Here is a 17,059-nt window from a genome sequence, read left to right on the forward strand (position 1 = left end):
GAGTGTTCCTTTCTCTTTGCTAAAGTAAATTCAGGCTTTATTGGTGACTATGAAAAAAAGATTGTTAAGTATTTTTACTTTGATAAGTGGTTTTGGTTCCCCAATTTTCGCGCAAGAGACGGCGTCATCCGAACAGGGCAGTAAACCAAAAACCGAATTGCGGTATCTGTTATCAACCGACGGATCAAAATATATTAAAGCTACTTTTTAAACCAGGTGTGGCTGCGTTGGAACAGAAGCAATCCGGGTACCACGGTAAACGGCGAAACCCAGCGGCAAACCTTTGATATTGGCTTGCGGCGCACCCGGATGCAGTTGTACGGGCAAATCTCGGATCATACTTTTTTTTACACGCAGTTTGGGATGAACAATTTTAATTTTTTGGCCCAAAATGCGGGGAACCGCAAACTTGCTGCTTTTTTCCACGATGCTTTAGGCGAGTACAAAGTATTCCGGAATAACGATAAATTAAAAATTGGTGCGGGTTTAACCATTACTAATGGCTTAAGCCGGTTTTCGCAGCCCAGTGTGGGTACCATCATGACCACGGATGTACCCGTGTTTCTGCAAGCAACCGTAGACCAAACAGATGAGTTTGCGCGCAAATTAAGCGTATATGCCCGGGGGCAATTAGGCAAGTTAGATTACCGGATAGCTGTATCGGACCCTTTTCCGGTTCAGACGAACGGCCAAATCGCTCCTCCTTTAAGTAGTCACGCCAACTTTACTACCGCTGGTCATACCAAGCAATACCAAGGCTTTTTTATGTATAACTTCTTTGACCAAGAACCGCACACCACGCCTTACATGACGGGTACTTTTTTGGGCGATAAGAAAATAGTAAACCTAGAAGCTGGTTTTATTTATCAGAAAGATGCTACCTGGTACACCAATGATGGGGGAGCAAATGCCCTTTACGAAAACCTGGTGCTATGGTCAGGGGCTGCTTTTGCCGACCTGCCGGTGCAAGCCAACAAATACGCGCTATCTGCTTACCTCGGCTATTTCAACACGGATTATGGCCGAAACTATATCCGGAATAATGGCATCATGAACCCCGCTAACGGCAGCAACGACCCCACTAATTTTAATGGTGCTGGCAATGCTTATCCCATGTTTGGCACCGGAAAATCTGTTTACGCCCAGGTAGGATGGCGCTTAGCCCCCGATTTATTAGGCGATCAAGGAACATTAATGCCGTATGTTTCTTTCCGCCACTCTCAATATGACCGCCTGATAGATCCGGTAAAAGTGTTGGATGGAGGAGTTAATTGGCTGATTAATAAACATCAAACAAAGGTTTCCCTGAACTATCAACTACGCTCGGTATTTATGCAGCAAGCCAATGGCCCCATATACCAGGACCGCAACGCCAGTTCGGCGTGGCTCCAGTACCAGGTTTCATTCTAATCTTATTATGTAATCACAAAAAAGAGTGCAACTATTCGGGCTCTTTTTTAAATTTTACTAATCTTCCATGGTGATAATGTTTAAGTACTTCTCCCCTACTACTTCCACCCAGTGGTTATAAATTAAACTAGAGAGCACATCTTGCTGGGTTACTTCAAACACTTCTATTTTTTTTATCCGGTGCACATCCGCCAGAAATAGGTTAGGGTCTACTAAGTTCCGGTCTACCATAACGGGTAAATGGCGGTTAGCAGCGGGTATTTCAAAATAGTCCAGCACTTCGTCAAGTTTTAATAAGGGTATTTTCGTTTTTAACTCACCTACTAAAACACCATTCACTCCCTTGTCGCCAAAGTATTTTATTTCGGCTGGTTCTTGGTAGGTTTTAACAATTTGTAAATTTTCCGGATCCAGAATCAAAGAAGGCAGGTTGGTTTCTAAAGAGCCAATAATAATTAATGGATGGTCCCTACTGATCCGGAGCGAGCCACCGATCGGATAAGTATCTACCCGAGAAAAAGCCCGTTCTCGTTCTATTAACTGGGCATAAGAAAAAGGATGCACCAGCCACAGAAACAATACGATTAAAACTAGCTTACGCATGAGTTACCTTGCTTTTATTAACCGGTAAATAACGACTCTTTAGTGCTATATAAAAGGAATAGAATTAATGTTAATGTACTGAAACAGAGCGAAAATATTGTTAATATAATCCATTATCAGTAATGGTTTTAATAGAGAGTTCTTATTTAAAAAATAACGAACAATATTAAAAATTAATACAATCACCATAGTATTGGCCCCTAAACTCAATTCAAGGGTTCGGTTGTTGCCTAAAAATTTAAAAATGTCGCCAGCCCTGGGCCTGTAAAGGGTACGCATTACCACTCGGCATTACAATCCTTACGCCATCTTGCTTTTCCGAAATCTTTCCTATAATCGTGACATCGGGGTGGTTTCGGATTTTATCGTAGTCCTGAAGAGCCACGGTAAATAACAGTTCATAATCTTCGCCACCGTTCAGGATACAGGTTACCGGATCAATTTTAAATTCTTCAGCGGTATCCAGTACTTGCTCATCGGCCGGTAATTTATCTTGAAAAATAACAGCACCTACACCGGATTGCGAACAAATATGCATCAATTCCGAAGCCAAACCATCCGATATATCAATCATAGCGGTGGGTTTCACGCCCAATTCTTTTAGTTCATGAATCACATCCATGCGCGCTTCCGGCTTAAGCTGGCGTTGTACCAAGTATTCCTTTTTATCTAGCTCGGGTTGCATTTCCGGGTTCGCTATAAAAGCTTGCTTCTCCCGGTTTAAAACCTGCAACCCTAAATAAGCAGCCCCCAAATCGCCGGTTACGCAAACTAAATCATTCACCTGGGCGGTACTGCGTAATACCGCTTCGCCAGCGGCAATTTCGCCAATGGCTGTAATACTTATAATTAAACCCGCGTTAGAAGCAGTGGTATCGCCGCCTACTACATCTACCTTATAAGCCGCGCAGGCCGCGCGGATTCCGGCGTATAATTCTTCAATGGCTTCTAAAGTATAGCGCGCACTAATTGCAACACTTACCGTAATTTGGGTGGGCAAAGCATTCATGGCGGCAATATCCGAGATGTTTACCGCCACTGCTTTATAGCCCAAATGTTTTAAGGGGCAAAAAGTTAAATCAAAATGAATGCCTTCAACCAGCATATCCGTAGAAACGACAATTTGCTTCTGGCCTGGTTCAATAACAGCCGCATCGTCGCCGATGCCCGTTACAGTAGAGCTATTCTGAATTGAAACGGCTTTTTTAATGACCTCTATCAATCCAAATTCACCTAAATCGTTTAAAGAAGTATAGTCGTTCATGAAGGTAGTGTCAAATTTTTAAATTTTAGACGCCGCAAAGGTAAAAATTAGTCCAGAAATTACGGGCAATTGCTGTTAAATCTACTGGCAGAAAAGATTTGATTCCTGGTAATCAAATCACTTTAAAAACAAGGTACGTAATTGCTAAACGCATAACATGAAGCATTCTTACGCCATTTGTATCCGCCATTATGGGTAAGAAATCCATTTATCTGATAATAGTAAAATTAACGGCTAGCAATTACGCCCTTTTTTAAATTTTATTTTATTAGCTTGCTACAACAGGCAAAAAATTATTGTCCGGTAAGTATGCCATTAACTTTGGTGAACGGTAGCTTATTATCAAACATTTTATTCTTGCTATTTACATTATTTAAATGCAATTTTATCTGATTAATACAATGATATATTCCAGGGAGAGTAAGTAACCGGATCATAATACCTGCTGGTTGAACTATTTGGTATTTTTTCTGATTGTTTTATTTTTAAAAGGCTGATTATCTTTGGATCGGTAGCTTTTAAAATGGCCCTTACTTCCAGTATTTACCTGTTTATTTGTAATTATATGGGTGTTACTTCTCTTTCATTTAAACCAGTACTCCTTTTAATCTCTCTTAATCTATGAAGTACAAATTTACGCTCTTCTTTCTTCTTTTATTCTGGTCGGTTACCAGTTTTGCCCAACAAACCCTAGACTTAGACTCGGCATTTACCCACGCCGAAAAGCAAACGAAGGTAATGCTGCAGGAAATAGAAGCGGCTACCAGCAGCACCCAACCTAATTTGGTATCACCCAAAACCCTTCAGCCAACGGGAAAGTTAAAGTTAACTCCTTCTAAAGATTGGACAAGTGGTTTTTTCGCAGGTAATCTGTGGTTTTTGTACGAGCATACGCAAGACTCTTTTTGGTTAAACCAGGCCCAGACTTTTACGGCCAAAATAGAAGCAGAACAATATGACACGGGCACGCACGACGTAGGGTTTAAAGTTTATAATAGCTTTGGCGCGGGTTATCGGCTAACTCAAAATGCGGCTTATCGCCAGGTAATAATACAAACCGCAAAATCACTTTCAACTCGTTTTAATCCAAAAACGGGCGTAATCCGGTCTTGGGATCATAGTACTAACCGCTGGAAAAACCCCGTTATCATTGATAATATGATGAACCTGGAATTGCTCTTTGCGGCCACACGCCTTACGGGTGATTCTTTGTATTATAAGATTGCGGTATCGCATGCGAATACTACCTTAAAAAATCACTTTCGGCCAGATTATAGTTCGTGGCACGTAGTAGATTATGATTCGCTTACGGGAGAAGTAATCAAGAAAACAACTAGCCAGGGTTACAGCAACTCGTCGGCTTGGGCCCGGGGCCAAGGATGGGGATTATATGGCTATACCATGTGTTACCGCGAAACCAAAAACCCCGCGTACCTGGAACACGCCGAAAAAATTGCGGCTTTTATTCTGAATCATCCCCGCTTGCCCGCAGATGGTGTACCCTATTGGGATTTTGATGCCCCACTTATTCCGCTGGAGCCGCGAGATGCCTCGGCAGCCGCAGTAATGGCTTCTGCCCTTTATGAATTAAGTACCTACAGTTCGCAAAAAGATACGTTCCGGGCAGCGGCCGATAAAATATTAAAAAATCTGGCTACGCAATATGAGTCCCCGGTTGGTGAAAACCGAGGCTTTCTTTTATTACATAGCACGGGCAACAAACCTTATAACATTGAGGTTGATGTGCCTTTAATCTACGCTGATTATTACTACCTGGAAGCTTTAATCCGTCGGCAACAAATAAACCAGCCGCCGCAAATTACTTCGGTACCCAATCAATCGGTAACCGTTGGCAATGCTTTACGTTTTGTAGTGGCTGCTTCCGACTCCAACACCAACCAGGTACAAACTTATTCTTTAGTAAATGCCCCTACGGGAGCCACCATCGACAGCAAAACCGGTAGTTTCTCCTGGACGCCTACGCAAACCGGAAATTTTAAATTTTTAATTAGAGTTACCGACAATGGCTCGCCTATTCTTTACACCGAACAACCTATAACGGTAACGGTAAACCCCGTTAAGCGGTACGCCTTGCAAGTGAGTATTACCGGTAGCGGAACAGTAATCCGCGATCCGCAGCAAACAACGTACGTGGAAGGAACCGAAGTAAAATTAAAAGCGGTGCCGGCCACAGGTTATCAATTTAATGGTTGGTCCGGCGACTTTACCGGAACCAATGCCGCACTTACCCTTACCATGAACAGCGATAAGCGAATTACGGCCCAGTTTGCCTTAATTCCGCCGCAGGTAGTAAAGGTAAATGTTATTGACGCGGCCGATGCGCATACGATTTTAACCTTACAGGACGATGTAACCCTAGATTTGGCCACCTTACCTACTACCAACCTCAGCCTGGAAGCATTAATAAATACGGCTACCACCAAAAGTGTGGTATTTGAATTAAGTGGTGAACTTAACCGCCGGCAAGTCGAATCGGCCGGGCCTTATGTTTTGTTCGGCGACACCAAAGGTGATCCCAACGCTTGGACACCGGCAATAGGCAGCTATTCTTTGAAAGTAACCCCTTACTCAGCAAGCGCGGGCGGCGGAACCGCGGGCAAACCGGTTATTCTAAATTTTAAAGTTATAAATAGCGCTAACATTAACCGGCAAAACCGGGCAACTCCTAAGAATACCGACTTACAGGATTTTAAAACCTTGGTGGCCTTTCCTAATCCAACTTATAATGGCCAAGTTACCATCCATTTGCCGGTTGCTTTTAAAGGAGAAGTCCGTTATACTTTACTTTCTCTAATAGGCGCCAAATTAGCCGAAGGAACCTTTCCGGCGGAGACTTCTGCTTTTACCTTAGATTTTTCGCGGCATATGTCGGTAGCGGGTGTTTACTACATGCAAGTAGAAAACGCCACTACTAAAGAAATTATTAAAATAGTGCGGCAATAAAGCGAGAGTTTATACTTTAAACGGCTTAACTAACAGGAACTTAATGTGAACTGGGATGCACTACCCAGCCCAGTTCACATTAAGTTCCTGTTAGCATTTTACCCATAGCCCCTATTTACGATACACAGGCCAGTACTTTCGCCTTATTTATATAAAACAAACAAATAAATACAACTAAATTACCATAAGCGTACGGCATTCAATCAGAAATAAATACTTTTACAAGACCATTCTTTTTTGGTTTATGATAGCGGAAAACGCCGGCGGTAAAACTTTGTCCCTGTATGCTTCTCTGGCTCCCGAAGAGAAAGTAGAATGGCTATTCCGGAAATACTACGCTCCCCTCTGTAAAAGTTTGTACCGCACCATACGCGATGCCAGTTTTGCCGAAGATATTGTGCAGGAAGTGTTTCTGAAAGTGTGGGAAATGCGGGAAAATTTAAAAATGGACGAAGCCATACAGGCTTATTTATATCGTTCTTGTTATAACTCCGCGCTTAATTTTTTAAAATCCCAAAAGCCCAAAACCGATTTTGAGTTGCTCGGGGAGGTTTTGCCCGGCAGCGAAAGCGCTGAAAAACAGATTAACTTACTAGAAACCGAAGAACAAATTTTACAGGCCATTGATGCCTTGCCGCCAAAAACCAAACTGGTATTCTCGATGAGTCGTTTCGAAGAACTGAGTTATAAAGAAATTGCCGAGCGGCTCGATATTTCGCTGAAATCCGTGGAAAAACACATGGGTATTGCCTTACAACGCTTGCGCGAAAACCTGAAAGAATACCTCGTAAGCCTGCTTTTAATTTTAATGTCCGATTTTTTTAAATTTTTTCTTCCGCAAGGTAGGGTAAGGACGAGTTATATTGTTTTATAGAAGAAGACACCAGGCGCCTCTTCCTTTAAACAATATAATCTAACCGAATCTCAACTCTTTTGAACAATGAAAAATTATTTAATTAAAAAACGGAACATTGCTTTATTATTTGCTGCCACTCTTTTAACCCTTACCTCCTGCGACGACGAAGTTTTACGCGGCCGCGGAGATACCGTTTCCCGGACTCGCCCAGTGGGCAACTTTGATGCCGTGAGTGCCGGGGGTGAATTTGAAATTTATTTATCCCAAGGCCCCACTAAAGATATTTTACTCGAAGGCCAGGAGAACGTTTTAACCGAAGTATCTACGCAGGTAAGAAACAACAAACTCTATATTGAATTTGAAAAAAACCGGGTTAAAATACAAAAACCAGTGCGGATTTATTTAACTACTCCCCAGCTCACCGGCATATCGGTGTCCGGCGCCAACTCCGTTAGAAGTTTAACTGACTGGCAAGTAGATAATTTAAATATTGATGCTTCCGGTAATAGTTCGATTTACTTAAACGTAAAAGGTGCGCAAACCATCGAAACCGATATTTCCGGTTCGGTAAACATGGAATTAAACGGCGATGCCGAATTTCAGAAAATAGATATTTCGGGTTCCGGCAACATCAAAGCTTTTGGTTTAGCTACTAAAACCGCCGACATTGATATCAGCGGTTCCGGTAAATGCGAAGTAACCGTATTGGATAAAATAGATGCGAAACTGAGCGGCTCGGGCCGGGTGCGTTACAAAGGCAGTCCTACGGTAAATACTAAAATTTCGGGCAGCGGCAGCGTAGTGCAAGTAGATTAAAATCTTTTTGGTAAATTAAAATAAAATTTACCTTTAGGGTAGGGTAAACCTTATTTTAATTGTTATAAAACTAAATGGATGATAACCGGCCTACATTCTGGGAAAAACTAGCCCGAGAAGTCAGCGGCAATGCCTCGGCAGAAGATAAAACCTGGCCCCCGGAAGCCCAGGAGCCAGAACTAACCGAAGTACGCACGCAGGCCCAACGGGTATGGAACCGCACCGCCGTACCTGTTCCGGATTACGAACCAGATGTAGCGCGTGGGTGGGAACGGTTTCAGTTACGGGTGCAAACCCGGGAAACACCGCTGCTGCCCGAGAAGAAAAAAGAAACCTATAATTTTAAATGGGCAGTAGCAGCCACCGTAGCGCTGTTGCTGGTAGCGGGGGCTTATTTTATCTTTAGCCCCGTAAGCCCGGCCTGGACGGAAATACGAACGGCTGCTAATCAAACCAAAACCATCCGGTTAGCCGATGGCAGCACGGTAGCCCTCAACCAGAATAGTACTTTTTCGTTCCCAACTAATTTTCAAAAAGAGAATAGAACGGTGCGGTTGACGGGCGAAGCTTTTTTTACAGTAGCCAAAGCCGAAGGCAAGCGTTTTACCATTTACGCCCAAGGCACTAAAACCGAGGTAATTGGTACGGCGTTTAACTTGCGGGCTTACGCCCGGGAACCTGTGAAAGTACAGGTAGTAGAAGGTAAAGTAGCCTTTGCCCGCACCGAAACCGATGATGCTATTTTTTTAGTACCGGGTCAGGAAGGCGTTATGGCGGGCCAGAAAGTAATTGCTCAGAAACAAGTTATTCCAAACAAAAACTTCCAAAGCTGGAAAACCAAAAGTTTAACCTTTAACAATACCCAGTTAGATCAGTTAGCCGTTGATTTGGAAAATTATTTTCATGTAACGATTACCATTCAAAATAAAAATTTGCGCCACTGCCGGTTTACCACTTCTTTCCGGAATCCGGACCTGAAGGAAGTACTGGATATTCTAGCCGTTACGGGCAACCTAACCATTATTCAAAAAGGGACCACTTACTTTATCAATGGTCCTGGTTGTAAATAAAATTTAAAAAATTTAAAAATTTCAGTAGAATGAAAACACCTCGTTTTTTCATAATGGCCTTGCTTTGCCTAATATTTTGTACGCAGGCAGTGCAGGCTCAATCATTAAAAACCAAAATAACCTTACAGGTAAATAATGCCACTTTGCCGCAAGTTTTACAGAAAATCCAGCACAAGTACGCTATTCGTTTTTCGTACCTGAACAACGATTTGCCGGTAAAAAACCGCATTTCGGCTAACATTGAAGCGAAACCTTTAACCGATGTATTGGACATGCTGCTGGCTAACACCCATGTAGGTTACTTAGAGAAAAAAGGCCAGGTTATCATAAAGAAAGGTTTACCGAAAAATTTACCAAAAACCGCTACGTTCACCAAATTGCCGCCGACTACGGCCTCTCCGGTTAAACCCAGTACCAAAACCACCCCGGCGCCCGAAACTAAACCCGACGCTCCGCAAAAAATGCCGGCCAAAACTGCTGAACCCAAAAGCACCAGCACGAATAATACCGCCGAGGAACCAGCGCCTACCCTTTCCAATGAATCGGATTCTACCAGTACCAGCCCCAATACTACGACTTCAGCTCCCGTCCAAGCCATCATCAACGTGCCCCCCGTTTTCGACGAGGATTCACTGGAAATCCGGCCTTTTCATGCTGGTTTTATTTATCCTTTGAGCACCAACGGAACCCGGGCGAACGAATATGTAAATAGATTATCGGTGCATGCGCTGGTGGGAACAGCGGCCGGATCGCAGGGTTTGGAATTAGCCGGATTTGGCAACATAGATAAAAAATACGTGCAGGGTTTTCAGTTTGCAGGCTTTTTTAATGTAATCGGTAACCGTGCCAAATTAACTCCGATTGTTGATAGCGTAGCCACGCGTTATACTTTACGTGGCGGTCAATTTGCCGGATTTTTAAATGTAGCCGCCGGCGACAGTAAAGGTGCGCAGTTTGCCGGATTTTTAAATATTACTAAAAATATCACCGGCGTGCAAGGGGCTGGTTTCGGGAATGTGGCTAAAAATGTGAGCGGGGTACAAATGGCTGGTTTTTTAAATAAAGCTAAACGGGTAAATGGCGCACAACTGGGTATTATTAATATTGCCGACACGGTTGATGGAGTAGCTATTGGTCTTTTAAGTATTGTAAAAAAAGGTGGTTACCGGCACGCGGAATTCTACGTAGCCGATGATTTTAACGCCAACTTTACTTATAAAATAGGCGTGCCCCGGTTTTATACCATGCTGGCCTTAGGCGCAGAACTCGACGATAAAAAACGGTGGGGCTACGGTGCCGGATTTGGTTCGGAATGGAAGCTTTACAAGAGCCTGCGTTTAAACACCGATATAATTTCGTATTACGTGGTGGAAGATAGTTACGAAAACTTTCCGGATGGCTTATTCGAAAATTACGAAGTAAACCTATTAAATAAGTTTCGATTATTAGGAACACTACAAATCGGACGTCATTTGGCATTATTTGGCGGACCTACCTTTAACGTGATGGTTTCGCAGTACCAGGAACCTGGCGAAACAGCAATAGGCTCTACCTTAATGAAAAATACATTTTACGATAAAACCGGCTTCGATGGTACTAACGTAAAACTAGGCATTGGTTTTAACGCCGGTATCCGTTTTTAATCCGGGATAATGCCTGGCTCCTCGCCTAGCGATTTAGTAATTATTGTTTTCTGAGCTGGTTTCGGATTACTCTTTTAGCGAAGTTGACTTCAGATTTAAAATAAACTCAACATTTTAGTAGTCAGCCGCCAAACCCGGAACCACAAATTTTTTATAATACCTATCAACTAAAAAACGAGTAGCATATTGCTGTTGCTCGTCAGCCAAGTTCCCCATTTCTAAATAATCATATTATTTAAATTTTAAAACTGCTCCGCGGCAGTTACCAGAATTTTATTGCTTAAAAAATTCGACTATGAAATTATATGTCAACCGTAATCAAATATTAACTGCTCCTACTTACCAGCAAGGCTGGGAAAAAGCCCAGGCCGAATACGAACGCCAACAGAAAAAATTAAGGAAGCCCGTTAATACTTCGGGTTCTTTTATTAAAAATTTTAAAACTAAAGCAATGGTTTTGCTGTGCTTGCTGGGCTGCCCAATCATGGTGTTCAGCCAGAATTTATCGCAAACGATCCGGGGCAAAGTGATTGACCGGGAATCACAAACCCCTTTAATCGGGGCTTCTATCAGCATTACCAACCTAAACCCCGTTAAAGGCAGCATTACCGATGCCGAGGGTAATTTTAAGCTGGAAAAGGTACCGGTGGGCCGGCATACTTTAAAAATAAACTACATTGGTTACGAAGAACAAACCATTCCGGAGTTGCTATTGGGTTCGGGTAAAGAATTGGTGCTAACGGTAGGTTTAACCGAATCGATCCGGCAAATGGACGAAGTAGTGATTACGGCCCAGCCCGATAAAGGCAAACCGCTTAACGACATGGCCACTCTGAGTGCCCGGTCTATTTCTGTGGAAGAAACCAAACGCTACGCGGCCAGCGTGAACGACCCCGCCCGGGCTGCCATGTCGTACGCCGGCGTTGCCACCACCGACGATGGCGGCAACGAAATTGTGGTGCGCGGCAACTCGCCCAAAGGCATTTTATGGCGCCTGGAAGGCATAGAAGTTCCCAATCCGAACCATTTCGGCGAAGAAGGTGCTTCGGGCGGCGGCATTAGTATTTTAAGCGTAAACATGATTGATAATTCTGATTTTTTCACCGGTGCTTTTCCGGCCGAGTACGGCAATGCTTTGTCCGGTATTTTTGACATGAAACTACGGTCAGGGAATAATGAAAAAAGAGAACACGCTTTACAAGTAGGGCTATTGGGAGTAGATTTTGCCACCGAAGGCCCAATAAAGAAGAATTATAAAGGATCATACCTGGCCAATTACCGGTATTCTACACTTGGTATTTTAAGTAAAATTGGCGTGAATATCGGGGGCGATGCTATTCCGGAGTTTCAGGATTTTTCGTTTAAAGTCCTGTTGCCTTCCACAAAAGCCGGTATTTTTACGCTCTGGGGAATAGGTGGCTACAGCACCCAGGCCCAGGAAGCCGTGCGCGATGCTTCGGAATGGAAAGAAAAAGAAGATCGCTTCGATGATATTTTTAAATCCGGCATGGGGGCCACCGGTTTATCGCACGTGTATTTTGTAAATTCCAAAGCTTACCTGGAAACCGTGCTTTCTCTTTCGGGTAACTTTACCAAATATCGGTACGACTCCATTGGTACAGATTATAATGTAAATACCATTTACCAAGAAAGTTTTAAAAATTACGCCGGTCGGGCCTCGGTATTATACAACCACAAAATAAATAACCAGCATACCGTGCGGGTGGGGGCTATTTACAGCAATTTAAATTTTAACTTATTCAGCGAAGGCCGCAACGAAGATCATAATAATCAGATAGAGCGATTTGTAGATAACAAAGGCGGCACCGGCTTATGGCAAGGATATGGCCAATGGAAATACCGCATTTCCGAAAAAGTAACTTTAAATACCGGCTTGCATTACATGCGCTTAGCTTTAAACGGAAACAGTGCTCTGGAGCCGCGCTTAGGTATTCGTTGGAATTTTGCGCCGAACCAAGCTTTGGGAGCGGCTTTTGGTACCCATAGCCGTAACGAATCTATGGCGGTATACTTTGTACAACAACCCATTGGAAACGGCCAGTATTCCCAAAGTAACAAAGATTTAGAACTAACAAAAGCCCGCCACTACGTTTTATCTTATGACCGCCTATTGCGCGAAGATCTCCGGTTTAAAGTAGAAACCTATTACCAACAGCTCTATAATCTGGCCATTAGCCCGGATTCCAATAATACCTTGGCTGCCCTAAATTCAAGAAACGGCCTAATGCCCGATAGCCTGGTGAGCAATGGAACTGGCAGAAACTATGGCGTAGAAATGAGTTTGGAGAAATTCTTCACAAATAATTATTATTTTTTAGTTACCAGCTCGTTGTACAATTCAAAATATACCGCGGCGGATGGTATTGAAAGAAATACCCGTTTTAATGGGCAGCATATTTTAAATGCGTTGGGTGGTAAAGAGTTTAAAGTAGGTAAGAATAGCGGGAATTTAATCGGGTTGAATGTGCGTTTATTATGGGCGGGCGGTAACCGATATACCCCGCTAAACATAGAGCAATCGCGGCTACAGGGCAAAGCCGTTTATTACGAAAAACAAAGCTTTGCCTCCCAAGCACCTGATTACTTCCGGACCGATATCCGGGTGAGTTACCGGAAAAACCGGCCCAAGGCTTCCTACATCTTGTCCCTGGATATTCAGAATGCTACCAACCGGTTGAATTTTTATAATCAGTATTACGATGAAGATACCCAAAGTTTAAAAATCAGTACCCAAACCGGACTTATTCCGGTTCTGAATTACCGCATCGAGTTCTAAAATTTTTAAGTTAAGAATCCTGTTAAAATTTAAAAAATTTGTCTTCTACGCTTAGTATATTGCCTTTTAAATGATGCCTTGTAACGGATTTTTCTTGAAACCAAATAGTGTTAGTACAATTCTATAATTAAGATCAATGGAAAGGACTTACTTAACTTACAATGGCTTATCTTTGGAGCCTTTGCAAGTCTCCAGGCGTTGGTGCTATCTAACTTGTTGACATCAAATTTTGCCTCGCGGCCGGCGGGCTTCGTTTGGCTCTTCCGGGCTGGCCTAAGCTTCCTTTCCTCGCTCCGCTACGGAATGTCTCCTTCGTCGACACCGGAACCCTAGCAGGTGCTTACAGCCAAACTGGTATCATCGCCTGGTAGCTATTGCTTTCCTTAGAGTGCCTTGCAAGAATGAGATATAAAAATTTCTAAATGCAGAAAGTTACCAGAATCAGCAAAAACAATTTTATACTTTGGTTTGTCTGCTTATGTTTAAACGGTAGCTAAGCATAAACGACATCAGTTTGGCTCAGGAGGGCCTTCTAAGGTTCCGGTGTCGACGAAGGAGACATTCCGCAGCGGAGCGAGAAAAGGAAGCTTAGACCAGCCCGGAAGAGCCCAACGGCCCCCCGGCCAGGAGGCAAACAGGCTACTGGTCAAACTAGATAGCACTAGAGCCTGGAGACTTCAAAAGGCTCCAAAGTTCAGCCGTTGTAAGTTAAGTAAGTCCTTTCTTTCTAAGAAAGCTATTACCTATAACCAGTTAAATTTTTAAAAAGCTACTGTAAAAAGCAATTTTTCTTAACCAATAACATCTTATTGAAACAAATCAGTGGCTATCAAAGCCGTCCAGCCGGTTTGGTGGGCTGCGCCTAAGCCCTGACCGGTATCGCCGTTAAAATACTCGTAAAATAAGATATAATCCTGAAAATCTTTGCTTTCTTGAAAAAGAGGGGCAGAACCAAACAAAGGGCGTTTTCCCGCAGCATTTTTTTTAAAAATTTTAAAAACCCGGCTGCTTAATTCTTCGGCAACTTCTTGCAAGGTGTAGTAATTACCGGAACGCGTGGGGCATTCTACTTTAAATTCGTCGCCGTAAAATTGGTAAAAGCGTTTTAACCCCTGAATGATCAAAAAGTTTAAGGGAATCCAAATGGGGCCGCGCCAGTTACTATTACCCCCAAACATATTATTATCGCTTTCGCCGGGCGTGTACCGGATGCTGTAATGTTTGCCATCTAACCTGAAATCAAATGGGTGCTGTTGGTGGAACTTAGAAACCGAGCGAATGCCATATTCACTCAAAAACTCTTCTTCGTCGAGCAGGTATTTCAAAGTCATTTTCATGCGGTAACCCCGCATTAAACTAATTAAATGAAAACCTTTGGCATTTTTCCGTTCCCAATGCGACACCAAATCGGCTAAATCCGGGCGGTTCTGCCGGAACCATTTCATTCGTTGGTCCAGGGCTTCATCTTCCTGCATGCCTCCTTCCCCTACCGTTTCTACCACAAACAAGGGAATTAAACCAACTAAACTGCGGACTTTTAAGGGAACTGATTTGTTCTCCGGAAAGCGCAACCGATCGTAATAAAAATTATCTTCCTCGTCCCATAGGTTTTCCTGCAGTTCGTTTAAGCCGTTCATGGCGCCGGCGATGTACAAAAAATGTTCGAAAAACTTGGCACTGATGTCGGAGTAAGCACTGTAGTACAAAGATAATTCGTGGGCGATCTGCATTAAGTTTAACGCGTACATGGCCATCCAACTGGTGCCATCCGCTTGTTCAATGTGGCCGCCACCGGGTAAAATGGTGTTCCGGTCGAATACGCCAATGTTATCTAATCCTAAAAAGCCGCCTTCAAAAATATTGTTACCGTGTTCGTCTTTGTTGTTTACCCACCAGGTAAAATTTAGCATCAGCTTATGAAACACTTTCGTTAAAAAAGCTACATCGCCTTGCCCGTTATTAGCGGCTTTTTCCTGGCGGTAAATTTCCCAGGTAATCATAGCGTGAATGGGTGGGTTGCTATCGCTGAAATTCCATTCGTAAGCCGGTAATTGGCCATTCGGGTGCATGTACCATTCTTTGGTAAGGTATAGCAATTGGCTTTTGGCAAAATCCAGATCAACCAGGGCCAGCGGAAAACAATGAAAAGCCATATCCCAGGCCGCAAACCAAGGGTATTCCCACTTATCCGGCATCGATAAGATTTCTTTGGCATTGACGTGTTTCCAGCAATCATTACGTAAATGAAGCCGTTCGGGAGGCGGCGGCGGTTGCCCCGGATCGCCTTTTAACCATTGGTGCACATCAAAGTAGTAAAATTGCTTGTTCCATAATAAACCCGCCAGGGCCTGTTTTTTAATCTGGTAAGCTTCTTCGGTTTTATTAATTTTTAAAATTTGCTGGTAAAATTCATCTGCTTCTTGTTTCCGAAGCGAGACCAAATCGGAGAAAGTAGCAAAATCATAGTTAGGGTTTTGGGATAAACACAACCGAATACTAACCTGGTCCTGGGCAGGGACGCTTACCTCAAAAATAAAGGCCGCTTTGGTTCCTTTGTTTTCCGGATTAACAGTATCTTGATTATCAACCAGGTAATTGTTAATGCCATCTTTGTAGTAGTTACCCGAACCTGGCTGGTGGTACAAGCGGGATACGTTCGTTTCGTTTTCACAGTACACCTGTTGGGGATTTCCTTCGGCCGTTAAATAATATTGCCCCAATTGTTGATGAAAAATTTCCATTACCTGGCCGGAGCCCGATTGAATGAATGGTTTGTAAGAGTCGTAGCCCCAGGCCCAGGTATTCCGGAACCAGATGGTGGGAATTACCTGAATCGCGGCTTCCTCCTGGCTCCGGTTCATAACCGTAATTTGAATGAGAATGGTAGTGGGTGATTCTTTGGTATATTCAATAGCAATATCAAAGTATTTATTTTGATCAAAAATGCCGGTATCCACAATTTCGAATTCAGCCTGTTGCCTGGTTCTTTGCCGATTGGTGTTTACTAATGGCGCGTACGGAAAAGTTTGCTGCGGGTATTTGTACAGCATGTGCATGTAGGAGTGCGTGGGCGTATTATTTAAATAATAATACAACTCTTTCACATCTTCGCCGTGGTTTCCTTCGGCATTGGTGAGGCCAAAAAAACGTTCTTTAATAATCGGATCTTGGTGGTTCCAGAAAGCCGGGGCAAAACATAAAAGTTGTTCGTCGTCGCTGATGCCGGCAATTCCTTCTTCGCCCCACCGAAACGCTTTGCTGCGGGCCATGTCGTGCGATACATAGTTCCAGGCATCGCCGTTGGGGCTATAATCTTCGCGTACAGTTCCCCATTGCCGGGCGCTTACGTACGGTCCCCATTTTTTCCAGGTATTATCTTTTAATCTTTCTTGTTCCTTGTTCATTGCTAGCAGTTTAGCCACAGCTTAACATGGCCTTGAAAATATTTTGGTTTACCAAGCAACTTCTTTTTTAAATTTTACATCTTTGAGTAGGCTGGTGCAATGCTATATCCTTGGTTTTTAAGAAAACTGGCTGATAATCTCTTTTTTACGCCTTTTCAAAAATAATTTAAAAAAATTTATACGTTTTCTGTATGCAAAAACAAGCCGATCAGCATCGTATTTATACCGGGGC

10 protein-coding genes are annotated in these 17,059 nt (G+C 43.2%); 7 read left to right on the forward strand and 3 right to left on the reverse strand.

The window, feature by feature from the left end; genetic code table 11:
* Nucleotides 1-216 precede the first annotated feature (216 nt).
* Entirely contained in the window at nucleotides 217-1,410 is a 1,194-nt protein-coding gene (locus AHMF7616_RS09970; RefSeq protein ID WP_115372756.1) for a hypothetical protein, read from the forward strand.
* Nucleotides 1,411-1,467: 57 nt separating this feature from the next.
* Here AHMF7616_RS09970 and AHMF7616_RS09975 read toward each other — a convergent pair whose 3' ends face one another.
* Together AHMF7616_RS09975 and thiL are read right to left on the reverse strand one after the other, a co-directional pair.
* Entirely contained in the window at nucleotides 1,468-2,013 is a 546-nt protein-coding gene (locus AHMF7616_RS09975) for a hypothetical protein (RefSeq protein WP_147275653.1), read from the reverse strand.
* 238 nt (nucleotides 2,014-2,251) lie between these two features.
* Nucleotides 2,252-3,277: a thiamine-phosphate kinase gene (thiL, locus tag AHMF7616_RS09980; RefSeq protein WP_115372758.1), complete on the reverse strand. Its 1,026-nt coding sequence runs from the start codon at nucleotides 3,275-3,277 to the stop codon at nucleotides 2,252-2,254.
* A gap of 621 nt (nucleotides 3,278-3,898) precedes the next feature.
* Here thiL and AHMF7616_RS27730 point away from each other — a divergent pair.
* The 6 genes from AHMF7616_RS27730 (at nucleotide 3,899) to AHMF7616_RS10010 (ending at nucleotide 13,423) form a co-directional block, all read left to right on the forward strand.
* On the forward strand, nucleotides 3,899-6,241 hold the full coding sequence (locus tag AHMF7616_RS27730) for an InlB B-repeat-containing protein (protein WP_115372759.1): 2,343 nt from the start codon (nucleotides 3,899-3,901) through the stop codon (nucleotides 6,239-6,241).
* Between the two features lie 244 nt (nucleotides 6,242-6,485).
* Entirely contained in the window at nucleotides 6,486-7,115 is a 630-nt protein-coding gene (locus AHMF7616_RS09990; protein ID WP_115372760.1) for an RNA polymerase sigma-70 factor, read from the forward strand.
* Nucleotides 7,116-7,181: 66 nt separating this feature from the next.
* Nucleotides 7,182-7,913, forward strand: a complete 732-nt coding sequence (locus AHMF7616_RS09995; RefSeq protein ID WP_115372761.1) for a head GIN domain-containing protein — start codon at nucleotides 7,182-7,184, stop codon at nucleotides 7,911-7,913.
* Nucleotides 7,914-7,987: 74 nt separating this feature from the next.
* Nucleotides 7,988-8,983, forward strand: coding sequence for a FecR family protein (locus tag AHMF7616_RS10000; RefSeq protein WP_115372762.1), 996 nt, complete (start codon nucleotides 7,988-7,990; stop codon nucleotides 8,981-8,983).
* A 29-nt stretch (nucleotides 8,984-9,012) separates the two neighbouring features.
* A complete protein-coding gene (locus AHMF7616_RS10005; RefSeq protein WP_147275654.1) occupies nucleotides 9,013-10,626 on the forward strand; it encodes a FecR domain-containing protein in 1,614 nt (537 codons plus the stop codon).
* A gap of 295 nt (nucleotides 10,627-10,921) precedes the next feature.
* Nucleotides 10,922-13,423 carry a TonB-dependent receptor gene (locus AHMF7616_RS10010; RefSeq protein WP_233507456.1) on the forward strand — a complete coding sequence of 834 codons (2,502 nt, stop codon included), beginning with the start codon at nucleotides 10,922-10,924 and terminating at the stop codon, nucleotides 13,421-13,423.
* Between the two features lie 806 nt (nucleotides 13,424-14,229).
* Here AHMF7616_RS10010 and AHMF7616_RS10015 read toward each other — a convergent pair.
* A complete protein-coding gene (locus tag AHMF7616_RS10015) occupies nucleotides 14,230-16,827 on the reverse strand; it encodes an MGH1-like glycoside hydrolase domain-containing protein (RefSeq protein WP_115372764.1) in 2,598 nt (865 codons plus the stop codon).
* Nucleotides 16,828-17,059: the final 232 nt, after the last annotated feature.

The sequence above is a fragment of the Adhaeribacter pallidiroseus genome, from assembly GCF_003340495.1.
Taxonomy (GTDB): domain Bacteria; phylum Bacteroidota; class Bacteroidia; order Cytophagales; family Hymenobacteraceae; genus Adhaeribacter; species Adhaeribacter pallidiroseus.